We start from the raw sequence: 24,645 nt of genomic DNA, 5'->3' as shown, positions 1-24,645 counted from the left end.
ATGCTGGGCGGGACGGCATGCAGCGAACCATCCGAACCTGCGCTCCGCTCCTCGTCCTGTCTCTCGCCGCGATCCTCGGTTGCGAGGCGTCCACCGGTTCCAACACGAACCCCGACACCGGGGACGAGGAGTGCAGCGACTCCGACAGGGCCATCTGCGTGATCGCCTCGGACAAGCAGCGCATCTCGAGCCCGGACATCCCTCCGGAGGACAAGACCGCGCTCGTCTCGGGCAACTCCGCGTTCGCGCTCGACCTCTACCAAGAGCTCCGCCAGGAGCCCGGCAACGTCTTCTACTCGCCCTACAGCATCTCGACCGCGCTCGCGATGACGTGGGCCGGCGCGAAGGGCGGGACCGAGACGGCGATGGCCGACACGCTGCGCTTCGACCTCGGGCAGGACAGGCTCCACCCGGCGTTCAACTGGATCGACCAGGAGCTCGAGAGCCGCGGTCAGGGCGCCCAGGGCGCCGACGGACAGGGCTTTCGCCTCAACGTCGTGAACGCGCTCTGGGGGCAGATCGGCTACTCGTTCGAAGCGCCCTTCCTGGACACGCTCGGGCTGCACTACGGCGCTGGAATGCGCGTCGTGGACTTCGTGGGCCACCGGCAGGAGTCGGTCGATCTCATCAACGGCTGGGTCAGCGACCAGACCGAGGGCAAGATCGAAAAGCTGGTGCCCGTCGACGCGATCACCGCCGAGACGGTGCTGGTCCTCACGAATGCCATCTACTTCAACGCGGCGTGGCGCACCCCGTTCGAGCCCACCGCGACGGCCGACGGCGCGTTCGAGACGGCCGAGGGGACCGAGGTGACGGTGCCCCTGATGCGCGGCAGCCTGGAGATGCCCTATGCCGAGGGCGACGGCTACCAGGCGGTCGCGATGCCCTACGACGGGGACGAGCTGTCGATGCTGATCATCCTGCCGGCGAAGGGCACGCTCGACGCGTTCGAGGCGTCGCTCGACGCGGCGAAGGTCGATGGCATCGCCGGCGCGATGAGCGAGCACCTTGTCGACACCACGATGCCCAGGTTCAAGTTCGAGTACGAGCTGAGCCTCAAGAAGACGCTGGAGGCGATGGGGATGGAGATCGCGTTCAAGCCCGGGGTCGCGGACTTCACCGGCATCAACTCCAGCGGACAGCCCTTCATCCAGGACGTCATCCACAAGGCGTTCGTCGGCGTGAACGAGGCCGGCACCGAGGCGGCGGCGGCGACCGCGGTCATCGTCGGCGACGAGTCGGCGCCCCAGCCGGCGTCGCTCGCGCTCGTGAACCCCTTCCTGTTCCTCATCCGCGACAACGCGACGGGCAGCATCCTGTTCGTCGGCCGCGTCGCCGACCCCAGCGCGAGCTGACTCAGGCCTCGCCGCGCCGAGCACAGCGCGCCGCAGCCGACGGCGCTCGCGCCCGTCGGGGGTCCGCCTTCACGCCAAACGCGGCGATGGTGAACACCGACATGATGGCGCCGAAGACATCGAGCCTCATGAAGACCGCGATCCCGACGTGCAATCCGACCGTGGCCGCCACCCAGAGCCGCCGGGTCCGACGTGGCCAGATGAAGAACGGGTACCCGATCTCCACGAGCAGCACCGTCCACCCCGCGGCCACGGCGATCCAGGCGTGGTGGGCGAGCCACGAAAAGTCGAACCGCCGGTACTCGGGCAGCATGAGCGATCGCCATATCGCGTCGCCGTCCCACCACGCCGCGCCGAGCGCCTTCTCCACGCCGCTCGAGAGGTAGACGAGGCACAGGTGCAGCTGTACCACCCGCAGCGCGAGGCGCGCTGTCGCGCTCGGCTCAGGCGGCGCTCGCCCAGAGACACGATCGAGCGACAGCGCGGCTCCAGAAGGCATGAAGATGAGGTAGAACAGGAAGATGTTCGCGAACTGATCTGCCCCGTAGTTCGTCCTCTCCGCGGTCATCATCAGCGTCAAATGCACGAGCCAGGCGCACGCCGCGGAGAACCTCGTCCTCCAGCCGAGCAGGAGGCCAGCCAGCGACAGGACGTAGAGCACACCCACGCCAGCGATCACGGCGCTCTCGCGGACCCCGACGCGCGAGAACGCATTCACGAGGTGGCCGATCCGGGGGAAGCCGCTCGCGCCAGACCCGTCGAGGAGCTGTCCCTGGATGATGCCCGAACGCCCGTACAGCTCGGCAGCGATGGGCGCGATCTGGGCCGCCTGCACAAGGAGCACCGACGCAAGCCCTATCCGGAGCGCCGCCAGGGGCCGCGCCGACGCGGGCGCGAACGCGAATCGCCGCGCCGAGCCCCACAGGCGCGCAGCTGCCTCTCGGGCGTTCGGCAGGAGCAGGGTATAGATCGGCTGCCTCATGGCGTCGCCTCTTTATTGATCTCGCCGGCAGCGAGCCGCGCCTTCAGGTTGAACTTGGCCTTGTATTCGACATTCCACCGCGGCTGCTGTCCCGCGCGGTACTCCGCCATCGAGGGCAGATCGTAAACCTCGAGCCGGACAACAACGCTGTCCGCCTCGGGGTGCTTGGCGAACACCTTCGCTGCCCACGACGCAACCAGGGAGCGCCTTACTGCCGGGTCCTGCTCATCCCAGAACATACCGACGATATTCTTGACGCGCAGGTCCGCTTCGCGGCTCACTCCTGTCTCCAGCGCCTCGGTCGTCAGCGCTCCCGCGCGATCCCTGACCTCGAAGGTGGCCCAGAGCAGGGGTCCGACGGTCGGAGCGAAGAAGGAATATGCGCTGCTGGCCCCGGAAAGCGCGCCATAATAGCCCACCGCACGCTCCACCCAGCCCTCGTAGGGCAAGCGCACGTGCAGCACACCCAGCACGAGCACCAGCCCGAGGTGGATCGCAGCGGCGGGAAGCACGAAGAGCGCGCGCTTTTCCATGTTTCCTGTCTCGTCCATGGAGCTCACCCCCATGGATCCTTATTGCGCGCGGCGTGCCACCCGCTTTCGCCACCCACGTTTCCAATGCGTCGCCGCCGATCCGCAGAGCAGGCGGCGGCCGGACAAGGACGCTCGACGTGCGACGTCTCAGCGCGATCGTCCCTGATGTTCGACTCCGCGCCCGGCAAAGCGGACCCGGTATTCCGTGACGATCGCGCCCAGCGCCGTGCCCGTCACGGTAGAGCCCACTCCTGCCCTAGCGCCGATAGGGCCCATAAGGCCGGTAATAGCCCGCTGCAGGCCGGTAGTAGCCCGCTGCAGGCCGGTAGTAGCCCGCTGCAGGCCGGTAGTAGCCCGCCGCAGGCCGGTAGTAGCCGACAGCCGGCCGGAAGGCGTAACGCTCGCTCTCGAGCGACGGTGGCGTCGATGTCTCCTCGACGAGGTTCAGGTCGTCGATCGGCACCGTATTCGCCGCAGAAGCAAGCGCAGAGATCCCGCACACTCCTGCGCTGACCGCGATGAGGCCAAGAATCTTCACATGCTTCATTTGTCGGCTCCTTCCCTCTTCGGCTGCGCCCGCGGGCGCGTCGTTTCGTGACGTTGCGCCCACGGACACGAGGGTGCGCCCATGACGATGCAGGGGACGGGCCGGGTTCGACCGGCGCGGCATGTGGCAGGCTGCTGATCGCAGCGCACGGATCATCCCTGAAATGTGGGCTGGCCAGGTGAAGGTGCGCAATGCGTGAGCAGCGCGCTGCGGCGCTGGATCATCCGCGGCACGACAGCCACCCCGGATCCGACGCTCTTCGCGGCCGCCTCCCCGAGCTCCAGGTTCCGCGACTCGACGAGCACCGTGAAGCCGCGCCCGGCGAGCTCGTTGGCGATTTGAAGACCGATTCCCTTGTTTGCCCCGGTTACCAGGGCGACGGGTTTGTCATGCATGGCCGCAGTGTGCGGCCGCCCCGGGCGCCCACTTGGCGATCCTTGGCGCGACCTATCCGCCAAGAATGCCCATCTGCGCCGGAGCCGATCGCCTCTCCGTCGAGGTCGCCCTCGCCGAGGCCATCGCCACCTTCGGCCGGCTGAGCAGCGCCCGCTCCGATCACACACGCCCCGTCCGCCGCGCCGTGGAGTACCTCCGCGAGCGCCTCGTCGAGCCCATCACCCTCGACGACCTCGCCGCCCACGCCTCCCTCGACAAGTTCCACCTGTGCCGCGCCTTCCGAGCCAGATCGGGATGCCTCCCCACATGTACCTCACACACCTCCGCGTCCAGCGCGCCCAGCAGCTCCTCACCCAGGGCGTGAGAGCGTCCGAGCTCGCCCCGCGCGTCGGGTTCTATGATCAGAGCCAGCTCACGCGGCACTTCAGGAGGATCGTCGGGGTGACACCGGCGAGGTACGGGAACGCGCGGGTGAGCGTCGCTGGGTAGGCGACGTGCTCGTAGGAGACGACGTCTTCGGTCATGAGGCGAAGGCTGCGCGGTGGTCGCCGAATCGTCTACGGAGGCGTGGGGTCAGGGCAGGGCTTGCCCGATGATGGCACTCGGAGTTGCTAGAACAACGATCACGTTGAAACCCGGAGAATTTTCACAGGGAGGCGGGGAGGCGGGGAGGAAGAAAAGAAAATGAATTTCTCCCTCTTGCCGTCTCTCACTCCCCGCCTCCCTGTAAAATCCCTGCTTTTTCTCGTGGCTTCAACCCATTTGTCGCTCTAGTGGGGCATGGCGACGCCAGCCGGCGACTCCTCTTCCTCGGGTGCGTCACCAGATTCGGCGCGACGAACCTCGTCCTCGAAGGCGAGCATCAGCAGAGGCCTCAGCCGCTCGAGGTCCTTCAGGCCGCTGACGTATACGCGGCTCTTCCCGACGTTTTCGCTCGGCACGTCGACCTCAAATCCGGGCGCGAGCAGCGTTGCTCTGTCGGCGGGGACTTTGGTAACCATGGACTTGCGCTTGCCGTCGAAGAACAGGCGAACGAACCACTTTTTCGTGTTCCCGATGTTGATGCCGAAATAGTTAACCGCGTCTCGGTAGTGAACCTGGGCCTTGCTGGCCGCTGGAGAGTCGGCGCATATGCGACGAATGACCTCGTAGGCGTCCAACTCCTCTTGAGTCGTGACGACGCCTTTCCCCTGCTCCGGAGCTGAGTCTCTTGAAGGCGGCGCAGCCTGCGGGGGTGGCTGTGGTATGGGCGGGGGCGGGGGCGGCGCGGCCACTGCTACGTCCTGCGTCTCTTGCCTGATCGATCTGGTGGCCATGTCGAGCAGGGTTGTCTGGATAGCTTTGCGTACGATCGGTATGAATTTTTCGACGCGCTTCGCCGTGAGCTTGCCCGTCGTGATGTTCAACTCGCCGAGAATGAAGCGCGTGAACTCTTCTGTCGGGTTGCGGAGCACGTCGTTGATGTAGGCCGTCATTCGCCCGGTGAAGATGATGTCCTCCGCGCGCGTTCGCACGGTACCGGCATCGAAGTTGTCCTTGGAGAAGGCATCGAGCGTTTCGACGTCTCTCTCCGTGAATTCGAGCACATTGAACTCGAAGAACGGCCGCTCGCCCATGATGTTAGCACTACTGCGGGAGGTTCGTCGCGGAAAGAGAGGAACCGCCAAGAACGCCAAGAACGCCAAATTTACGGGGAATGAACCACGCGCCTGACACCGGTACGGAGGAAGGCCACTTTGAAGGTGATCAAGAGGCCAAGCCGTAGTCTTGCCGCCTTGAGGTACGACAGAAGCTGCGCAACGTGGATCGGGGCAATGCCCTCGGTGGCCTTGAGCTCGACGACGAGCTGACCATCCACCACGAGATCCAATCGAGCCTGGCCCACCAGATTCCCCTTGTAGTCCACGCCGATGGGCACTTGCCGGGCGAACGGAATGCGGCGCAAGGAAAGCTCGACGCAGAGCGCTTCCTCGTAGATAGCTTCGAGGAAGCCAGGGCCGAGAGTTCGGTGCACTTCAAGCGCGGCGCCGATCACGCAGTGGGCGAGGCGATCCAACTCCGCGTCGGGCTCGCTCCTCACTTCTTCCTTGGCGTCCTTGGTGTCTTGGCGGTTCATCTCGTGTCTATCGACACAACCCCGCCCTCAGTTGTGCACTCCGCCGCAAAAGAATGCAGTTGACCCTTTGGAGAGTGTGGGATCCCTCGACGGTGACACAGAGGGCATCGAGGGAGCCACGCGATGAGGGCGTACGCTATGGCGAGGCGGAGAGTGGTGAAGGAGTCGGCGAAGTGGCGCTCAGGCCGCGCTACGGAGCGCGTAGCCTTGCGCTTCCCCTCGGACCGAGGGGGGAAAATGCCGCACGCGTTCAGCAACAATGAACGCGTAGCAGCACAGGACGACGGACACGTGATGGTGCCATCCAGGGAACGACCGTCCTTCATAGTGGTCGAGCCCCAGCTCCCCTTTGAGCTCCTCGTAGGCGTGTTCGGTGCGCCATCGTTCCTTCAGGGTTCTGACGATCTGCTTCTTGCTCATCCGGCGAGGCAGCGTGGTCAGGGCAAACTTCGTCGGCTTCGTTTCGTCGTGCGGCCACTCGATCACGAGCCACAGGACCTCTCTGTCCTTGGGCTCGGACCCATCGTCATGGGCCGCCTTCACTCTGCGAAAGCAGAAGCGGCTGGCGAGCTTTCCGCGTGTTCCTGTGCGCCACGTCACTCGCCGGAAGGCCTGCAGCCCGAGCTCGATGCCGAGCTTCTGAACGCCGACGGCGGCGCCGCGGCGTCGTTCCTTGGCGTCGAGCAACCACACGCCCGTGGTCGCGTTGACGGCCACGGCGAAGTCAAGCCCATAGCTTCGCAGCGCGTCACGAAAACCGGACGAGGTGCCATAGGCCGCATCCGCGAGAACGATGTCTCCCGGGATCTCGTCGGCTATTGCGCGGGCGATCATGTCGAGCGCGAGATCCGGCTTGGTCTTGAACACCTGATCGGACGGAATCCTGGCCTCCTTCCGGCGCTCCTCGTCATCCAGCCACTGCTGAGGGAGGTACAGCTCAAAATCGAGAGGGACGTGCTCGGTTCTGTTTGCGGCGCAGAGGCTCACGCCAACCTGGCAGTTCGTGATCTTCCCTGCGGTGCCTGTGTACTGGCGCTGGACACCGACAGAGTGGTCCCCTTGCTTGAGGAAGCCCGTGTCATCGACGATCCAGACCGAGATCGGATCCTGTTCGTGCATGGCCCTCGTCACATAGCACTACTGCGGGAAGTCGGACGGGGAAGCGAACCGCCATGACGCCAAGGGCGCCAGGAAACCCGGGAAATGGGAGGGGAAATGCCGGAACCGCACCTCCTCTCTCCCCTCGGCGACCTTGCCGGTTCTTCTGCCGATCCGGGGCGACTTCCCGCAGTAGTGCTAGCCCTATGACGAAGGGCGGCGCTCCGAGCCTCCCTCCCTGGGGACTGCGTGGATGTGGACGGGCCGATCGCTGGGTCTCCAGGCGGGTGGTCACCCCCGGCTCACGACGGGCCTCCCTCCACGCCCTCGCGTCCAGCCCCGCACGTATCGTGCCGTAGGCCTCACGCGCCTTCGGCGTCATCGCCGTCGAGCGCCGCTGGACCATCACCCCGGCCAGTTCCCGCGCGCGCCGCGTCTCCGGCCCGGTAGAGCTTGCGGTCGTCCTTCACCACGCCAGCGCGGGTGAGCGTCGCGGGGTAGGCGACGTGCTCGAAGACGAAGCGCGCGGCGGCATCGCTTCAGACGTCGCCCTCGCCGCCTGGATGTAGCCCTTCGCCATCACGCTCTCGAGCCTCGTCATGCTCGCCTTGCCAGCACACGCGAGGTCGAGCGAGCGGAAGAGCGTACCTGCCAATGAATGTTCTGGGTCGTGCATGCAACCAAGCCGACCCATGTCGGTGAGGTCTGCGCGGCTCGGCCAGCGGTGACCTGTTCAACTTCCTGTGGAGCATGCACACCGGCGCTGGCCGTCTGGCGACGACCGCGGTGAACTCTACCTGTCTTTGGACTCGAGGGAGGAGACCGTCGAGACCCCGGTCGTGGGGAGGGAGGCGTGTGCTCACACCTTCGCATCGAACGCGGCGTTCACGCCGGCGGCCGCCGGCGATGACGCCGGTCCGGGCGTGTGCAGGGGCACGCGGAGGACGCTCAAGCTCCTTGATCTCGGCGACACGAGCGCACAACTCCTGGACGAGAGTCCAGTGGACGACACCATGACGGTCATGAAGGCGCTCGCCGGCGAGAACCGCGCCTTCCTGTCGGTGGAGGACGCCGACGACGACGGGAGGTCCTCGATCCTCGTGGCCGGCGGGCTGCAGGAGGGCAGCCTGAGCACCGCGACGCTGGAGGTCGCGGGCTTCGACCCTAGCCATAGCCCGCTGCTCCTCGCGGACGGAGCGCGCCTCCTCGTCGTCGACAACTACTGGCCCACGCTCTCCGTCCTCGACGCGACCGACCTCACCGCGCTTTCGTTCGAGAAGAAGAGCGACCTCCCGGGGCATGTTTGCCACGCGACGCTCTCCGGCGACCGCGCGCTCTGCTCCCGGGGCTACGGCCTCGAGGCCGTGGACGTCGGCCCTTGATCCACGTCGCGCGTCCCACGGCCGAACCGCGCCCGCGCGCCACACGGCTTGCGGCGCGCGCACCGGCCTGCTGGAACTCGATGCTCTGCGTAGCGAGCCCGTGCTGGGCCCTCTGGAAGAGGACCATGCATGGGAGGCTCCGCCGCGAGAGCGATTGAAAGCGATGCCCCTCCCGCGCGGGGGCAGAGCTCTATCCTCGTACAAACCGGGGCTCGAACCCGAAGCCCCTTCACGAGGACCCGATGAAGAGCTGCACCCTCCTCCCCTCCCTGCTCGCCGCGGCGAGCTTCGCCTCCGCGTGCGGCGGCGACGACACCGGCAACGGCGGCGGCGACGCCGGCAACGGGAACGGCGCGCTCCTGTTCGGCCCCTACAAGGACACCGGCGTCCACATGAACCGGGACACCAGCGTGATCTCCACGAAGGTGTCGGGGACCCAGACCGTGTTCGCCGACGACCTCAGCGCCGCCGGCGGCAACGTCGTCAGCCTGGCCTTCGCCACCGGCGAGTGCGGCGACGAGCGCTGGGGCGGCGTGCCCGGCGCGGCGATGGCCGCCGCCAACGTCCCCGTGCTCGAGGCCGCCGGCGTCGGCTACATCCTGTCGACCGGCGGCGCGGCGGGCTCGTTCACCTGCGGCTCCGACGCCGGCTTTGCGGCCTTCCTCGATCGCTGGGCCGGACCGCACCTCATCGGCGTCGATCTCGACATCGAGGCCGGCCAGTCGCCACGGGTGATCGCGGCGCTGGTGCAGCGCCTCGAGACCGCGCACGCCGCGTACCCGAACCTGCGCTTCAGCCTGACCCTGGCGACCCTCGCCAGCAACGAGGGCGCGTCGACGGCGCGCTCCCTCGGCAGCAACATCGGCTCGAGCCTGAACGTCCTCGGCGACACCGCCATGGCCGCGATCGCCGACGTCTTCGGCTTCGACGGCAGCGCGGCGACCTGGCCCAGCCACGTCACCGTCAACCTGATGACCATGAACTACGGCTCGCCCGGTCCCGGCGTGTGTGTGGTGTCCGGCGGCCAGTGCGACATGGGCCAGTCGGCGATCCAGGCCGCGTACAACCTGCACGATCACTTCGGCGTGCCCTACGCCAACATCGAGCTCACCCCGATGATCGGCGGCAACGACGTCCAGGGCGAGCTCTACACGCTGACCGACGTCGACGAGACCGCCGCGTTCGCCTGGTCCCAGGGCCTCGCCGGCGTCCACTACTGGTCCTACGACCGCGACGTCGACTGCCCTGTCGGCGCCGCCTCGCCGGTGTGCAACTCCCTCGGCAATGCCGGCACCCGCGGCTTCCTCGCCCGGTTCCTCGCCGCGGGGCTCTGACCACAGCGCGACCGCGCGCGGCGGAGCGGCCGGAGTACGGGGTGACGCGGCCCTGCGCCCCGGACGCCGCCCGGCCGGGGGGGCCTGAGCGCCCCCGCCGATCCCGAAGAAAGGGTGATGGCGGCGGCGAGGTGCGGCCACACAGCCTCGACCATCACCTCGGAGGTACCGGATGCGATGTGGGACATGGCTGGCGCTCTTCGCTCTCCCTGCGCTCGCGGCGTGCGCGGCGGTTCCAGACGAGCCGCCCCGCGCGCTCTCGGTGGAGGAGCCGCCCGCGGCCTCCGACGCCGGCGAGGCAGCCACCTGCGGCGTCCTCGCGGCCGCGAGGTCCTCGCTGAGCCTCGCGCAGCCGGGCACGGACCTGCTCGATCCTCAGTGGGTCCTCGGGGCCACGGACGCTCCGGTCTATCTCTACACCTCGGCGGCGACCCCGGCGGGGGATCGGATCGTCCAGCGCGTCGCCCTGGATCCCTGGTCAGCGCAGCCGCCCGCCTTCAGCGAGCCGGCGCTGGCGCTGGACGCAAAACACCAGACCATCCCGGGCGATGCCTTCGCGGTGGCACGGCTCTATCCGCTCGACGACGATGACAACTTCGAGTCCGTGGTCGTTTACCGAGAGCGCTATACGGCCCCCTTCCCGGATCCGCTGCCGCCAGGCGGCTTTTTCAGGGCCGCGCGCGCCTGGAGCGAGGGCAGCGAGCCCTTCTCTTCATGGTCGCAGCACATCGGCACGCACTACGGCGAACGCATGGTGTCGTTTCGTTCCTCAGGGGTGGAACAGCTCGCGATCACCGAGGTCCAGGAGCCCGGCCCGCGATACTCGATGGTGGCCGGCACCGTGACGGAAGGGGTGGGCCACTCGATGTTCGGGCTGTACTTCGGGTGCGCAACAACGCCCATCGCCGTTGATGCGGCATGGTGGACGCAGGTGGATGAAGAGGACACGGGATGGGTGCTGCACCACTGGCTCCTCGGCGCCGCGCTGGGCGCGCCCACCGAGTGGACGCGCGGGTGGCATCCGTGCGACGTGAAGTACCCGGGCCCCGGACCGGCGACGACCATTTACCTGGGGCGGTACTCCGCAGACGGCATCAGCATCGGCCTCAACGGCGGCGCGATCGCCTCGAAGGAGGCGATCCACGAGGCCGCGCCGGTCGCGCGCCTCCGCATGGCCCCCCGCCCGGACGGCGCTTGGCTCGCCTGGACCCTCGCGCCGCTCGAGGACGCGCCGAGCGCGCTGCGCGTCGCGCGCATGACCCCTTCGGGCGAGGTCGCGCTGCCCCCCATCACCGTCCCCTCGTGCTCCACGCCCGTCACGGGATCGCTGGCCGTCGAGCAGGTGGACGGAGACCTGGTGGTCGCGGTCGTCGAGACGAACACGGGCGGCAAGGACCGGATCGTGCTCCGCCGCCTCGACGCGGAGGGCACGTTGACCTGGATGACCACCCTTTTCCCGGGAGGAAAGGTGGAAGGCAGCCTGTCGATCCTCGCGCAGCCCGGTCGCGGGCTCCTGATCGCGTGGGCGGAGCGGCCGTCGAGCTCGTCCGCCTCGCAGCTGCGCGCGGTGCGCCTCGGGTGCGCCGAGGGGTTCGCCCCCGCCACGCCCGTCTGCGAGACCGAGGACGTGATCCCTCAGTGACGCGGCGCGCGTCCGCCGGCCTCCGAAACTTGGCCCGCCTTCGCCCGGCGTGCGAACCCCGAGCCCGGAGACCTCTGCAAGGATGACCAGCCCTCGCTCCCACGCCGAGCTCGTCACGCTGCGCAAGCTCGCGCAGGACCTCGCCGCCCAGCGCAAGGAGCGCCTGTCGAGCGTGCACCTCCTCGCGGCCATCGCCCTGAGCGGCGGCCCCGCCGCGGATCTGCTCCGCGATCGGCGGCTCGACGACGAGGCCCTGCTCAAGGCGACCCGCTCGGTCGACGACGAGGGCCCCGACCCGATCGGCCGGGCGATGGGGGGCGCGCGCGACGTCGCGAAGCGAGCGACAGCGAAGGAGCCCGCGGCGCTCCACCTGCTGCTCGCGCTCCTGTCCGACCGCAGCTCGGCCGCGCACCGCGCGCTCACCCAGTCGGGGGTCGACCTGGCGCGGCTGCGGACCGCGGCGCTCCAGATTGCGCTCGGCGTGGTGCAGGCGCGGCGGACGCCGGCGCGGCTGCTCCACGACGGCGGCGCGCCGGAGACGCCGCCCGCGCCGGCCGCGACGACCGCGGCGCGCCGCGCCCGCGGCGAGGCCGCCGATCCGGCGCGCACGCCGCGCTCGCCGCGCACGTCCCAGGAGCTGCGCCCCACCAGGGGCGCAGGCGTCGCCGTCCCGGAGCCGCGTCCCGCCAAGGGCGCAGGCGTCGCCGGCCCGGAGCTGCGGCCCGCCAGGGGCACCGGCGCGCCGGAGTCACGGCCCGCCAAGGGCGCCGGCCCGGGCGTCACCGTGCCGCTGTTCCCGCCGACGCCGCTGTTCCCGCCGGGGCGCCCCCGCCCCGCCGCGGCCCCGGCCGACGCGCTGGCCTCCGCCGAGTCGATTGCCCTCACGCCCACCCCCTCCCCGGCGTCCTCGGCCTCCCCTGCCCCCGCTTCCGCCGCCTCGCCCGCCGCGCCCGCGCCGGGGCGACCGCTCCCGCCGCTCGCGCCGCCGACCGCCACGAGCGCCGCCGCGAGCGCCGCCCTCGCGGCGCGCTTCACCCTCGACCGCGCGCGCTTCCCGGCCCTCGCCTCGCTCGGGCACAACCTCTCGCTCGCGGCGGTGCAGGGGGAGCTCGAGCCGATCGTCGGCCGCGAGCACGAGATCGAGCAGGCGCTCGACGTCCTGGCCAAGCGCCACGCGAACAACCCCTGCCTCCTCGGCCCGGCGGGCGTCGGCAAGACCTCGGTCGCGCGCGGCGTGGCGCACCGGCTCGCGTTCGACGAGCGGGAGCCCCGCGTCGTCGTCGAGCTCGTGCCCTCGGAGCTCCTCGCCGGCACCGGCGCGCGCGGCGCGCTGAGCGAGCGCCTGTCCGCGCTCCGGTCCGAGGTCCGCGAGGCGGGCGGGCGGGTGATCCTGTTCATCGACGGCCTGTCGGAGCTCTTCGGCAGCGGCGCGCTCGACGAGGCGATGGCCGAGATCAAGCTCGCGCTCGCCCGCGGCGAGCTCACGCTGATCGGCACCGCCACGCCCGAGGAGTACAGGAAGAGCATCGAGGTCGACTCGGCGCTCGCGCGGCGCTTCACGATCGTCGAGATCGACGAGCCCGAGGAGGACGAGGCGTTCCTGCTGCTCCAGAGCGTCGCGGTCGGGCTCGGCGCGCACCACGGGCTCGCGTTCACGGACGAGGCGCTGGCCTCGGCCGTCGCCTGGTCCGTGCGCTACCTGCCCGGGCGCGCGCTGCCCGACAAGGCGCTCTCGATCCTCGACCTCGCGGGCGCGCGCACGCGGCGGCGCGCGTCGTCGACGTCAGGCGCGTCACGCGCGTCGCGCGCGGCGCTCCGTGAGCCCGCGCAGCCCGCGCGGCAGGTGGGCCCCGCCGAGGTCGCCGAGGTGGTCTCCGAGCTCGCCGACCTGCCGGTCGAGCGGCTGCTCGAGACCGACCGCGAGCGGATGCTCGCGCTGGAGACGCTGCTCGCCGAGAACGTCGTCGGCCACGGCGAGGCGCTGGCGCGCATCGCGCGGGTGCTCCGCAGGAACGCGGCCGGCCTGCGCGCCCGCCGCCCGATCGGGTCGTTCCTGCTGCTGGGGCCGACCGGCGTGGGCAAGACGGAGACGGCGAAGGCCATCGCCGAGGCGCTGTTCCACTCGCCCGACGCGATGACGCGGCTGGACTTCTCCGAGTACGCGGAGTCGCACGCGGTCGCGCGCCTCGTCGGCGCGCCGCCCGGCTACGTCGGCCACGAGGCCGGCGGGCAGCTCACCGAGGCGGTGCGGCGGAGGCCCTACCAGGTGGTGCTGCTCGACGAGATCGAGAAGGCGCACCGCGACGTGCTCGAGGCGTTCCTCCAGGTCTTCGACGAGGGGCGCCTGACCGACGGCCGAGGCCGGCGGGTGGACTTCACGAACACGGTCCTCGTGATGACCTCGAACCTCGGCGCGGCGGAGGCCGGCGCGCTCCGGTCCGAGCGCTCCGTGGGCTTCGCCCGCACCTCGGCGGCCGTGTCGCCCGAGCGCCTCGGGGAGACGATGCTCGCCGCGGCCCGCGCCACGCTCCCGCCCGAGCTCTACAACCGCATCGACGAGGTCCTCTGCTTCGCGCCGCTCACGCGGGCGGACGTCGCCGAGATCACGCGGCGGCTGCTCGGCGGCCTGGAGCGCGAGCTCGAGGCGCGCGGCGTGGAGCTCGAGGTCGAGCCCGAGGCGATCGACGCGCTGCTCGACGCCGGGGGGTTCGACCCGGAGCTCGGCGCCCGGCCGATGAAGCGCACGATCGCGCGCCTCGTGGAGGCGCCGCTCGCGGAGCTCATCCTGCGCGGCCAGCTCGAGGAAGGGTCGGCGGCGCTCGTGGGCGTCGAGCAGGGCGAGGTCGTTGTGGACGCGATCGCGCGAGCCGGCGAGCGGCGCTACGCCGCGTGCTCCAGCTGAAGCGCGGCGCTACGCCGCGTGCTCCAGCTGAAGCCCGAGGGCCCTCGGATCGAAGTACGCCTTGAACCTCCTGATGGCGCCGGCCGGGTACTCGATGACGCTCACGCCGTCGTACGAGAACTCCCCTCCATGGACTAGCTTTCCACGGCTCGTCCACTCGAGGATGGCGGCCTCGTCCGACGCGACGATGCACCGGAACTCCGACCGCACCTCGACGAAGGTCTGCCGGTAGCTGCGCCAGAAGTTGCGGGCGCCGTCGGGGCCGTGGAGCGGCCTCGAGATCGTCGAGTTGCTGAGCTCGGCGTCGGGCGCGAACAGCCGCGCCATGGGCTCGACGTCGCCGCTTTCCTCGATCCGACGCAGGGCTTCGATGAACTCGCTCGCCTTGGACATGGTGCCTCCTGCGGTGCGGGCGCTTGCAAGGGGCGGACCTCGGTCTGTGCGCAGGCGCCCTCGACGCCCCCGACTCCCCCGCAGCCGCGCTACGGCGGCCCCGCCTCGATCGCCCGCCGGTACCGCTCGCGCCTGTGCGGCTCGCGCAGGATCTCGTAGGCCTCGTCGAGCACCTCGATGACGAGCCGCACGTCGTCGAGCAGGTCCACGGTCGCGGCGGTGAGCAGGGTGGACGGCTCGAAGGCCTTCCTCAGCGCGAGGTACGCGCGGCGGATCTCGTAGTTCGTCGCGTCGCGCGGGATGCCGAGGATCGAGAAATAGTCCCCGTCCTCCACCAGCGCGAGCCGCGCGCGCACGCGCTGCCGGATCGCCTCCTCGTCGAGCGGATCCTCCACCGGCGGGGGCGGCGCCTCGGTGATCGACGGCGGGATGAGGACGTCGAGCACCTCCAGGCACACGAGCGCGTAGAGCACGCTCGCGTTCTCGGGCTCCGCCACGCTCACGAGCTCGCCGACGCTGCGCCCGCGCGCGGTGCGCACGAGCTCCTCCTCCTCGCGCCGCAGCGCGCACTCGCCGAGCAGGTTGCGCCGGACGCCGTCGTCGAGGCGCGCCCCCGGGCCGCCGAGGCGGCGCAGGGCGACCTCCGGGGCGATCACGCGGCGGATCGTCTCGACGAAGACCTCGGCGCCGGTGGCGCCGCCGAAGACGTTCGGCTCCGCCTTGAGGCGGCCCGGGGGCTCGGGCTCGAGGTCGCACGTGCCGGCCTCGACGAGCACGACGTGGCCGATGACCCACTCGGCGTGCGCGCGCAGCACCGGCCAGAGGTCGTCCTGGCCGAGGTGGCCGTGCGCGATGAGCGCCGCGCCGGCGTGCCGGCCCGAGGCGGGGAGCTTGCCCGCGAGCCGCGCGGCGACCTCGCGCTCGAGGTCGCCCCGCCCGACCAGGAAGGCGAGCAGCGTCTCCTCGGGGATGCTCGAGCCGGCGGTGACGAGATCGCCCTCGTGCAGGACGATGCGCCGCGCGCCCTCCTCGGTCGTGATCGCGAGGGCGCCGGAGGAGCGGCTGCCCACCGCGCGGGCCAGCGCGCGCGGCGCGTCGCCCGGGCCGAGCACCGTGGCCGAGGACGCCCCGCCGGAGCTCGGCGCCTCGTCGACAAGCTCGGACGCCATGGCTCGGCCGAGCCCGGCCGCGGTGACCGTGGCGGGCGCGGGCGGCACCAGCGGCAGCGCGGGCGGCACCAGCGGCAGCGCGGGCGGCGCAGGCCCACGCAGGGCCGCGCCGGAGATGGCCATGGACGGCGGAGCTGGCAGGGCCCCGCGGCCGAACGCTGCCGTGCTGGGACCGGCAGACGGGCTCGGCGCCAGGAGGCCGCGCCCGAGCGAGCCGGCGCCCGCGCTCGCCGGGACGGGCCCGCCGGGAGGCGCCGGGGCGCGCCCCGCCAGGGCGGAGCGGGCCGCGGACGGCACGGGCGGCAGCGGCTCGGGCTCGACCCTTCCGACCGGCGACAGCAGCGCGGTCTTCACCTCGACCGAGGGAGGCGACACGAACGCGACGCCCGGAGAGGGCGGCGACGGAAAGCCAGGCGCGCGGGCGTCGCGGGCATCGCGCGACCGGGGCGGCGGCTCGGTGATGCGCTGGCGCAAGCTCGGCTCGACGCGGCCCGACGGAGCGCGCGCCCAGTCGACGTCCTCGCCGCCGCGCGAAGGGCCGGCGCGGTCCCACGCGGGCTCCTCTCGCGGTGCGGGCGACGGCGAGGGCGACCGATCCCACGCGGGCTCGGGGCGCGGCGGCGGCGACGCGAAGGCGTAGGGCCGGCCCGCGTCGCGCGGGGTCGGCGGCGCGGCGTCGCGGCCGCCGCTCCGGCGCGCGGGACCGCCGTGATCGCGCTCCTCCCTGCCGTACGGGTGCGCCTCCCTGTCGAGCGAGAGCGCCGCGAGCTCGGGGCCCGCGCGCTTCGTCGCGTGCGCCCCGTCGAACGCGGGCTCGGCGTCGCGATCGTCCTCGTGCTCGTCGCCCGGCTCCGCGAGCTCGACGAGGGAGTCGCCGGGCCCCGTGTGCTCGGCGCGGGTGGCCGCCGGCTGCAGCGCGGGCGCGACGCCGTACGGGCCGTCGCTCGTCCTCGGCTGCGAGGGCGACCCGGCGGGCACCGGGGCGAAGGCCGCGCTCGCGCCGGTCCGCGGCTCGTCGTCCTCCGGATCGAGGGGCTCGTCGAGGGCGGAGAGCAGCTCCGACGACAGCATCAGGTCGACCTCCTCCTCGGCCGCCGGGATGCTCGAGGGGTGCGCCTTCGCCGTGACCCGCTGCTCGGCGGCGACGAGGATCTCCTCGAGCTCCGGGCTGATGCGCGCGGGCAGGAGGCGCGGACCGACCTCGTCGCCGTCCTCCTCCGGGGGCGGCAGCACCGAGCCGACGTCGAGCGGGTCGAGATCGCTCGAGAAGTCGGGGTTCGACGGGACGTCGTGGTCGAGCGGCCCCGGCAGGCCCGCCGCGAGGCGCGCCTCGACGGCGTGCTCCCCGCGGTACCGCCCGGGCTCGGCGACCGCGCTCACGTGCGCGGCGAGCTCGGCGGTGTCGACCGGGCGCTCGAACACCTGCCCGAACAGCTGGGGATCGAGCTCCGCCGAGCGGACCGGATCCCCCACGAGGAGCACGGACGCGGCGACGCCGCCCGGCCGCAGGTAGAGGCGCTCGAGCGCCTCGATCGCGCCGGGCTCGTCGATGTCGACGATCACGACGCGCGGCGCGTCGATCGCGAGGCGCGCGTCGAGCTCGGCGATCGGCGCCGCGATCACCTCGAAGCCCCGGCCCCGCAGCGCCGCGCCGATCGCCTCCCCGTCCGCCGACGCGTCGGCCAGCAGGATGGCGCCTTCGCGCGGGCGCGCCTGCACTGCTTCGTAGTCGTCGCGGGGCTCGGACACGGCGGTCATCTTGTGGCGGCGGCCCGGCGGAGCAGCCGCCCAGGGGCCCGCATCGACTGGACTTTCGACGGTCGTCGGCGGGCTGTCAAACGCGATCGCGGCCCGCTCGCGTTCCCGCCGCGCAGCGCAGCTCCCTCCACGACCGCCCCGCCTGCGCGGCGAGGTCTCCACCCCTGCCGCGCTGGGAGCGCCCGGCCGACATCACCTCCGCGACGCGCGCGCGGTCGGCGCCGCCGCGCTCACGTACGGCGACGCGCGGCGGCGCCCCCGCTGTGGGCGCCGCGTGGTAGACGTCGACGCATGGTGCTCGGCGCTTCCCACAACGAGATCGCCCTGACGGCCTTCCTGCTCCTCGTCGTGCTGCTCGCCGCGAAGATCGGCCGCATCGGCGAGGCCATCGGCGGGCTGTTCGAGCGGGAAGCGCCCGCGACGGACGGCGGCGCGCCCGGGGACGGCGCGGAGCAGGCGGAACAGCAGGAAGAACGCCAGGAAAGCTGAGCGCGCCCCCTCGCCGGCGGCCTCGCCCGCGCTTGCGTTCTGTTTTTTTAGAATTCATAGTTTTCGATGGTCGTGAACGAGCCGGCGTCGCCGCGGCCGCGGCCGCGGCGGCGCGCGGAGATCGCGGCGCGGATCCCACGCGGGTATCGCCCGGCGCTCCACCTCGCGGCGCCCACGCTGCTCGGCGCGCTCGTGCTGGCGGCGGCGGTGCGCCTCCTCGACGCCGTCGATGCCGTCGAGCTCCTCGCGGTGCCGGCGACGCTGCTGCTCGGCTTCGCCTTCGAGTGGTGGGCGCACAGGTCGGTGCTGCACCGGCGGGCGCCGCTGCTCGGCGCGCTGTGCGAGCGCCACGAGCGCGAGCACCACCTCGCCTTCACCGCCGACGACATGGCGCTGCGGAGCGCCCGCGAGCTCTGGCTGGTGCTGACGCCGCCCGCCTCGGCGCTCCTGGTCCTCGCCTTGCTGCTGCCGCTCGCCGCGGCGGCGGGCGCGCTGTTCTCGCGGGACGCGGCGCTGCTCGGGCTCGCGACGGCGATGGTGTTCTTCGTCAGCTACGAGTGGCTGCACCTCGCGTATCACCTGCCGGCGGACAGCCCGGTGTACCGGATCCCGGGGCTCGCGCGGCTCCGCGAGCACCACCGCAGGCACCATGATCCCCGGCTCATGAAGCGCTGGAACTTCAACGTGACCGTGCCCGTGTTCGATCTCGTCCGCGGGACGCGCTGGTCGCCGCCGCGCAAGGGCGCGTAGCCGCGGCGCGGGGGCGCGCAGCCGCCACGCACGGGCGCGCCCTGGCGCAGCGCCATCCTCCGCCCTGCCGGGACGCGCGGGGCGCGCCCGCCGGGGCGTCCGCCGCGGCCGTGTGCTAACGGGTCGCGCGTGCAGCCGCGGACCAGAGACGGCCTCGTCCTCCTGCTCGTCGGGGTGCTGCTCGGCGGCGGCGTCGCCTGGCTCCTCGGCCGCCGGCGGGAGAGCCCCCCCGCCGCCGCGCCGCGCGCGCTCGACGCCGTGCCCGCGGGCGCGATGCTCGTCGCGACGCTGGATCTCCCGGCGCTGCGCGCCTCTCCCGCGTTCGCCTCGTTCCTGCGCGAGGAGCGCGAGATCCCGGGGCTCGGCAAGGTGCGCGACGTGTGCGGCTTCGACCCGGTGGCCGCCTTGACCGAGGTCGCGATCGCCATCCCGGCGGCGGGCGAGGGCGGCGACTTCGGGCTGGTCGCGGCCGGCGCCGTGCAGGACGAGGCGCTGCTCGCGTGCGCCTCCAAGGTCATCGAGGCCCGCGGCGGGCGGCCGGTCGTCTCCGGGATCGGCAGCTTCCGCGCGGTGCGGGACGCGAGCGCCGAGGGCCACGGCGAGATCGCCGTGCGCCCCGGGGGGCCGATCCTGCTCGGCGGGGGCGCGTACCTGCGCGCCATGATCGACACCGCCGAAGGCCGCGGCGGGAACGTCGGAGGGAGCGTAGGCGCGAGCGCCGCGCACGACGACATCGCCCGCGCCGTGGGCGAGGGGGCGGCGCGCGTCACGGTGGTGCTCACGCCCGAGCAGCGCGCCGAGATCGGGCGCGAGCTCGCGCTGAGCGGCTCCGGCCGATCGCCCGCGGCGTCCCTGCTCTCCGGCGGCGCCAGCGTCGCGCTCGGCCCCGAGATCGCCGTCCACGCCGCCGTCCTCTGCGACGCGGAGGCCCCCTGCGAGGCGCTCGGCGCGGAGCTGCGCGCGGCGCGAGACACGCGCGCGGCGGACTTCGCGACGCGGCTCATCGGCTTCGGCGCCGTGCTCGAGCGCATCGCGATCGCGGCCGAGGGCAAGGCGCTCCACGCGCGCGTCAAGCTGTCGGCCGAGGAGGCCGGCGTCCTCGTCGATCGGCTCGCCTCGCTGCGCGGCCTCCGCCAGCCCGCGCTCCCGCCCAGGCGGCCGCCCGCGCAGGGAGACAGCGACGCGCCGCCGCGCGGAGACGCCAGCCCGCCGCCGCGCGGAGACGCAGGCCCGCCGCCGCGCGGAGACGCAGGCCCGCCGCCGACCGATGAGGTTGTCACACCCCCGCGGCGAGCGAAGCGGGACGGCGGCGCGCCATGACGCGTGAAAGCGCGTGAACCCGCGCCGTCGAGCGGCGCGTGAACACGCTGTGGAGAACCGACCGCCGCGTCGCGCTGCCGCGGCGCGGCTCCGCCGATTCCGTGGTCTGCCTGACGAGCGCGCCGCTCCGCCGCCAAAAGCCGCGCGGCGCGCCCGATCGGGCCCCCACGGGCTGCCCCGAACTCCTGTAACCTGATCGGTGCCTTCCGACGGGATCGGCGCTCCGGTCTTTCCCGCCGCGCAGGAGGCGGGTGGGGCACATCGCATGCAGGTCGTCGGGATCTCCGCCTCCGTGGTCGTCGGGACCCTCCTTCTGATCGCCCTCTGGGCGCTCCGCCGGCGGCTCCACGCGCGCGAGCTCGAGCTCGAGCGGAAGGCGCAGGAGCTCGCGGCGAGCCGCGCCTCTTCGCTGCGGCTCGGCGAGGAGCTCGCCGAGGCGCGGCGGGCCGAGGAGGAGGCGCGCAGGGCGAGGGACGAGGCCGTGACCGCGAGCCGGTCGAAGAGCGCGTTCCTCGCCAACATGAGCCACGAGCTCAGGACCCCGCTCAACTCGATCCTCGGCTTCGCGCAGCTCGTGGAGCGCGACCCCTCGCTCGGTGACCGGCACCGCGAGAACCTCGCGGTCATCTGCAAGAGCGGCGAGCACCTGCTCGGCCTCGTCAACGACATCCTCGAGATGGCGAAGATCGAGGCCGGCCGCATGACGCTCGTCGACGCCGAGTTCGACCTCCACGACACGCTCTCGGGGCTCTCGGAGATGTTCGCTGTCGAGGCCCAGAAGCGGGGCCTCACGCTCACGGTCGAGCGGGAGCAGGACGTGCCGCGGCACGTCAGCGGCGATGAAGGGAAGCTGCGGCAGGTGCTGATCAACCTGCTCGGCAACGCGCTGAAGTTCACGCCGCGCGGGTCGGTCACGCTGCGCGCCTCGGCGCGGCGCGCGACAGGCGTGCGTGAGGGCGGCACGCACGACGGCGCGGCGGCGGGGCGGGTGCGGGTGTCGTTCGAGGTGACGGACACCGGCCGGGGCATGGCCAAGGCGGAGCTCGCGGAGCTCTTCGAGGCGTTCGCGCAGACCGCGACCGGGCGCCAGTCGCGCGAGGGCACGGGCCTCGGCCTGCACATCAGCCGGCGCATCGTGCGGATGATGGGGGGCGACATCCGGGTGGAGAGCCAGGTCGGCCGCGGGACGACGCTCCGCTTCGACGTGCGCCTGTCGCTGGCCGACGCGCCCGACGCGCGCGCCGGCGGCGCGACGCGCCACCCGGCGGCGCTCCGGGCCGTGGGGCTCTCGCCGGGCCAGCCGAGGTACCGCGTGCTCGTCGTCGACGACCGGTGGGACGTGCGCCACTGCCTGCTCAAGCTGCTCGACTCGGTGGGCGTCGAGGCGCGCAGCGCGACGAACGGGCTCGGCGCCGTGGCGCAGTGGGAGACGTGGTCGCCGCACCTCGTCCTGCTCGACCTCCGCATGCCGCTGCTCGACGGCTACGAGGCGGCGAGCCGCATCAAGGCGAGCGCGCGGGGGCACGAGACGGTCGTCGTGGCGATGACAGCGAGCGCGTTCGAGCAGAACCGGGCGCTCGCGGCGGAGGCGGGGTGCGACGACTTCGTGAGCAAGCCGTTCCGCGACGCGGACATCCTCGGCCTCCTGACGAAGCACCTCGGGGCCCGCTTCGAGTACGAGGAGCGCGCCGCCGAGCCCGGCGCTGCCCAGGGGGCGCAGGCCGTCGACCTCGCCCGGGCGGCGGCCGGGCTGCCCGCCGCGCTCCGCAAGGACCTCCGGCGGGCGGCGACCCGGCTCGACGCGAAGGCCGTCCAGGCGACGCTCGATCGGTTCCGGCCGGAGGACGCGGACCTCGCGGGGGCTGTGGCCGAGCTCGCGCGGGGGTATCGCTTCGACAGCATCTTGGCGCTATCGAGCGCCGACGAGGAGGAGCCGTCATGACGGACACCGACGCAAAGCCAGCCCCCCGCGGGGCGGCCCCGGGCGCGCGGCCGGAGCGCCCCAGGGAAGAGCCCGCGAGCATCCTGATCGTGGACGACATGCCGGCGAACCTGTCGCTCCTGACCTCGATGCTGACGGCGCAGGGCTACGAGGTGCGGGCGGCGATCAGCGGCGCGATGGCGCTGATGTCGGCGGCGGCGGCGCCTCCGGACCTCATCCTGCTCGACGTGAGCATGCCCCACATGGACGGCTACGAGGTGTGCCGCCGGCTCAAGGGGGATCCCGGGACGGCGGACATCCCGGTCATCTTCCTGAGCGCGATGACCGGCATCGGGGACAAGGTGATGGCGTTCGACGCGGGCGGCGTCGATTACGTCACGAAGCCGTTCGAGCTGCGCGAGGTGCTCGCCAGGGTGGGGACGCAGCTGCTCTTGCACCGGCAGCGCCGGGAGCTCGAGCGGCAGCGGAGGGAGCTCGAGGAGCGCTACGCGCAGGTGCGCCAGATGCAGGCGGCGCTGCGCGGTTACCTGTCCGACCGGGCGTGGGAGAGCATCGAGGAGAGCGTGTCGTCGAACCGGCCGAGCCCGCCGGCGCGCGAGGTGCTGACGGTGCTGGTCAGCGACATCGAGGAGTTCGTGCGGCTCTCGGAGAGCGAGGATCCCGGGCCGCTGATCGCGGATCTCAGCCTCTACATGGCCACGGTGGCGCAGATCGTCTACGACCACGCGGGCGAGGTCGACAAGTACGTTGGCGACGGCATGCTCGCGTTCTTCCGGGGCGCGAGTGACGCGCTCGCGGCGGCGCAGCGGATCCAGCAGAGCGTCGCGGCCTTCAACGAACACCAGCGCTCGCAGGGCCGGCCCGCCTTCCCGACGCGGCTCGGGCTCTCGACAGGGCCCGTCCTCCTGGCGAGCATCGGGTCGAGCGGCAGGCGGGAGTTCACCATCATCGGCGATCGTGTGAACACAGCGTTTCGGATTCAGGCGCAGGCGAAGGCCGGCGGCCTGCTGATGGATGAGGCGACGTTCACCGCGGCCGGGAGCCCGGGAGAAGCGACGCCCGCGCTGGTGCGGATCCGGGGAAAGCAGGGAGAGGAGAGGCTCTATGCGATCTCGCCGGAGGCGATGCTCTCGGGCGGCGGGCGCGGCGGGGCGGACGGGGGTTGATCGTTCACGCTCGCTCCCGGCCCGATAGGCTGGCTGTACAAGGCTGCTCCCGGGCATTTTCGTGTTGCCCCGCACCGCCGGGCCATTCGAGTTCCAGCGCCTGGATCGTGCGATCTGCCGAAAACGTTCGTTCTTGAACCACGCGATGACCTCGTGCAATAGTCGCCGCGGAGGATAGAAACGAACATGAATCTTCGAATTAGCGTTACTTTGCTTGGCCTGCTCGCGACCTTTGCGGCGGGCGCGGTTGCGTGCTCGGATGACGAGGGTGGCACGACGACGTCGTCGTCCTCGACCACCGGCACGGGCGGCGGCGCCACCAGCGGCGGCGCAAACGGCGGCGGCGGCGCCGGCGAGGGCGGCAGCGCCACCACCAGCAGCGGCGCAAACGGCGGCGGCGGCGCCGGCGAGGGCGGCGGGACCGGCGGCGGCCCGGCCTGCGCGGCGCTGCTCTGCGACGACTTCGAGTCGTACGAGGGCCAGAGCGCGAACGGCGAGAAGCTGGGCGCGTGGACGGTCTACACGGCCATGACGGGCTCCACCGTGTCGGTCGACACGACGAAGCATTACAGCGGCGCCAAGTCCCTCAAGGTGACCACGCCCGCGAGCTCGGGAGACAGCAACTACAAGTCGGCCATGATCAAGTTCACGGACGCCGACGGCCTTTCCCCCGAGGAGAACGTCATCCATGGTCGCATGATGTTCTTCCTCGAGGCTGCGCCGACGGGGGATGTGCACTGGACGATCATCGACGGTTCAGGGACCATTCCTGGCAGCGATTTCGAGGGAAAGCCCTACGCGGCACAGTATCGCTACGGCGGGCAGCACCCGGTCACGGCGGGCAGCCAGCTCATGGCGAACTACGATACGCCCGGGTACTGGGCCGACCCGAAGACCGGCCCGCAGACGGACTGCTGGCACCACGCGGAGGAGACGACGGTTGTCCCGACCGGCGCGTGGACCTGCGTCGAGTTCAGCTTCGACGGGCCGAAGAACGAGATGCGCTTCTGGCTCAATGGCGCGGAGCTGGCCGATCTCAAGGTGTCCGGGACGGGCCAGGGCTGCGCCAACAACGTGGAGAACTACACGTGGAAGGCGCCGACGTTCGACAGCATCGGCCTCGGCTGGGAGTCCTATCAGGCGGATTCCGCCCGCTCGATGTGGATCGATGACGTCGTGATCGGCACCGGGCCGATCGGCTGCCCGCCCGCGCAGTGAGCGCGCGCCGCTGAGCTCGGCGAGGCGCGGAGGTGGACTCCGCGCCTCGCTGGTCCCTTTCCAGGGGTCGGGCGCACGCTGCCCGCGGCGCCGGGGCCGGCGCGAGCGGGGCTGGCCGCGCGCCGGTGCGCCTGAAGCCGGCGCGCCTGACGA

General features: G+C 71.8%; 21 protein-coding genes and 1 pseudogene. 13 read left to right on the top strand and 9 right to left on the bottom strand.

What is annotated here, in order from left to right; translation table 11 throughout:
- Positions 1-17: 17 nt before the first annotated feature.
- Positions 18-1,355, top strand: coding sequence for a serpin family protein (locus WMF45_RS46930; RefSeq protein ID WP_437713389.1), 1,338 nt, complete (start codon positions 18-20; stop codon positions 1,353-1,355).
- Position 1,356: 1 nt separating this feature from the next.
- Here the strand turns inward: WMF45_RS46930 and WMF45_RS46925 are convergent, their stop codons facing one another.
- From WMF45_RS46925 to WMF45_RS46910, 4 genes and pseudogenes are all read right to left on the bottom strand, one after another.
- The gene (locus tag WMF45_RS46925; protein WP_437713387.1) at positions 1,357-2,337 is read right to left on the bottom strand and encodes an HTTM domain-containing protein; all 981 of its coding nucleotides are present in this window, start codon (positions 2,335-2,337) and stop codon (positions 1,357-1,359) included.
- Positions 2,334-2,888, bottom strand: coding sequence for a hypothetical protein (locus tag WMF45_RS46920; RefSeq protein ID WP_437713385.1), 555 nt, complete (start codon positions 2,886-2,888; stop codon positions 2,334-2,336). The genes WMF45_RS46925 and WMF45_RS46920 overlap by 4 nt, the downstream gene beginning before the upstream one ends.
- Before the next feature lie 238 nt (positions 2,889-3,126).
- Complete coding sequence (locus WMF45_RS46915) at positions 3,127-3,333, bottom strand: hypothetical protein (protein ID WP_437713383.1); 207 nt, start codon at positions 3,331-3,333, stop codon at positions 3,127-3,129.
- 326 nt (positions 3,334-3,659) lie between these two features.
- Positions 3,660-3,812: pseudogene (locus WMF45_RS46910) on the bottom strand (SDR family NAD(P)-dependent oxidoreductase); the annotation flags it as partial.
- 65 nt (positions 3,813-3,877) lie between these two features.
- Between WMF45_RS46910 and WMF45_RS46905 the strand changes: the two are divergent.
- Together WMF45_RS46905 and WMF45_RS46900 are read left to right on the top strand one after the other, a co-directional pair.
- Positions 3,878-4,177 carry a hypothetical protein gene (locus tag WMF45_RS46905; RefSeq protein ID WP_437719690.1) on the top strand — a complete coding sequence of 100 codons (300 nt, stop codon included), beginning with the start codon at positions 3,878-3,880 and terminating at the stop codon, positions 4,175-4,177.
- On the top strand, positions 4,108-4,302 hold the full coding sequence (locus WMF45_RS46900) for a helix-turn-helix domain-containing protein (RefSeq protein ID WP_437719658.1): 195 nt from the start codon (positions 4,108-4,110) through the stop codon (positions 4,300-4,302). Before WMF45_RS46905 ends, WMF45_RS46900 begins: the two co-directional genes overlap by 70 nt.
- 281 nt (positions 4,303-4,583) lie before the next feature.
- Here WMF45_RS46900 and WMF45_RS46895 read toward each other — a convergent pair whose 3' ends face one another.
- The 3 genes from WMF45_RS46895 to WMF45_RS46885 all read right to left on the bottom strand — a co-directional run bounded on the left by WMF45_RS46895 (position 4,584) and on the right by WMF45_RS46885 (position 7,060).
- Positions 4,584-5,429, bottom strand: a complete 846-nt coding sequence (locus WMF45_RS46895) for a hypothetical protein (protein WP_437713381.1) — start codon at positions 5,427-5,429, stop codon at positions 4,584-4,586.
- 71 nt (positions 5,430-5,500) lie between these two features.
- Positions 5,501-5,929, bottom strand: a complete 429-nt coding sequence (locus WMF45_RS46890) for a GxxExxY protein (protein WP_437707092.1) — start codon at positions 5,927-5,929, stop codon at positions 5,501-5,503.
- Positions 5,930-6,109: 180 nt separating this feature from the next.
- Entirely contained in the window at positions 6,110-7,060 is a 951-nt protein-coding gene (locus WMF45_RS46885; protein ID WP_437713379.1) for an IS701 family transposase, read from the bottom strand.
- A gap of 770 nt (positions 7,061-7,830) precedes the next feature.
- Between WMF45_RS46885 and WMF45_RS46880 the strand changes: the two genes are divergently transcribed.
- The 4 genes from WMF45_RS46880 to WMF45_RS46865 all read left to right on the top strand — a co-directional run bounded on the left by WMF45_RS46880 (position 7,831) and on the right by WMF45_RS46865 (position 14,287).
- A complete protein-coding gene (locus tag WMF45_RS46880; RefSeq protein WP_437713377.1) occupies positions 7,831-8,409 on the top strand; it encodes a hypothetical protein in 579 nt (192 codons plus the stop codon).
- Positions 8,410-8,651: 242 nt separating this feature from the next.
- Entirely contained in the window at positions 8,652-9,743 is a 1,092-nt protein-coding gene (locus WMF45_RS46875) for a glycosyl hydrolase (protein ID WP_437713375.1), read from the top strand.
- A gap of 172 nt (positions 9,744-9,915) precedes the next feature.
- Positions 9,916-11,385 carry a hypothetical protein gene (locus WMF45_RS46870; RefSeq protein ID WP_437713373.1) on the top strand — a complete coding sequence of 490 codons (1,470 nt, stop codon included), beginning with the start codon at positions 9,916-9,918 and terminating at the stop codon, positions 11,383-11,385.
- Positions 11,386-11,467: 82 nt separating this feature from the next.
- On the top strand, positions 11,468-14,287 hold the full coding sequence (locus WMF45_RS46865) for an AAA family ATPase (protein ID WP_437713371.1): 2,820 nt from the start codon (positions 11,468-11,470) through the stop codon (positions 14,285-14,287).
- A gap of 9 nt (positions 14,288-14,296) precedes the next feature.
- Here WMF45_RS46865 and WMF45_RS46860 read toward each other — a convergent pair whose 3' ends face one another.
- Together WMF45_RS46860 and WMF45_RS46855 are read right to left on the bottom strand one after the other, a co-directional pair.
- Positions 14,297-14,680 (bottom strand): nuclear transport factor 2 family protein, encoded by a 384-nt coding sequence (locus WMF45_RS46860; protein WP_437713369.1) that lies wholly within the window; start codon positions 14,678-14,680, stop codon positions 14,297-14,299.
- A gap of 89 nt (positions 14,681-14,769) precedes the next feature.
- On the bottom strand, positions 14,770-17,598 hold the full coding sequence (locus tag WMF45_RS46855; protein ID WP_437713367.1) for a DUF4388 domain-containing protein: 2,829 nt from the start codon (positions 17,596-17,598) through the stop codon (positions 14,770-14,772).
- A 300-nt stretch (positions 17,599-17,898) separates the two neighbouring features.
- Here WMF45_RS46855 and WMF45_RS46850 point away from each other — a divergent pair, with 300 nt between their 5' ends.
- The 6 genes from WMF45_RS46850 (at position 17,899) to WMF45_RS46825 (ending at position 24,492) form a co-directional block, all read left to right on the top strand.
- A complete protein-coding gene (locus tag WMF45_RS46850; protein ID WP_437713366.1) occupies positions 17,899-18,096 on the top strand; it encodes a hypothetical protein in 198 nt (65 codons plus the stop codon).
- 66 nt (positions 18,097-18,162) lie between these two features.
- Entirely contained in the window at positions 18,163-18,846 is a 684-nt protein-coding gene (locus WMF45_RS46845; protein ID WP_437713364.1) for a sterol desaturase family protein, read from the top strand.
- A 129-nt stretch (positions 18,847-18,975) separates the two neighbouring features.
- A complete protein-coding gene (locus WMF45_RS46840; protein ID WP_437713362.1) occupies positions 18,976-20,166 on the top strand; it encodes a hypothetical protein in 1,191 nt (396 codons plus the stop codon).
- A gap of 265 nt (positions 20,167-20,431) precedes the next feature.
- Complete coding sequence (locus WMF45_RS46835) at positions 20,432-22,108, top strand: ATP-binding protein (protein WP_437713360.1); 1,677 nt, start codon at positions 20,432-20,434, stop codon at positions 22,106-22,108.
- Positions 22,105-23,274: a response regulator gene (locus WMF45_RS46830; RefSeq protein ID WP_437713358.1), complete on the top strand. Its 1,170-nt coding sequence runs from the start codon at positions 22,105-22,107 to the stop codon at positions 23,272-23,274. The genes WMF45_RS46835 and WMF45_RS46830 overlap by 4 nt, the downstream gene beginning before the upstream one ends.
- 186 nt (positions 23,275-23,460) lie before the next feature.
- The gene (locus WMF45_RS46825) at positions 23,461-24,492 is read left to right on the top strand and encodes a hypothetical protein (protein ID WP_437713356.1); all 1,032 of its coding nucleotides are present in this window, start codon (positions 23,461-23,463) and stop codon (positions 24,490-24,492) included.
- The last annotated feature ends 153 nt before the right edge of the window (positions 24,493-24,645 follow it).

The organism is Sorangium sp. So ce448 (genome assembly GCF_051520915.1).
Taxonomy (GTDB): Bacteria; Myxococcota_A; Polyangia; order Polyangiales; family Polyangiaceae; genus Sorangium; species Sorangium cellulosum_B.
Note: the sequence above shows the minus strand (reverse complement) of the source record. Positions and strands in the feature narration are given on the sequence as shown.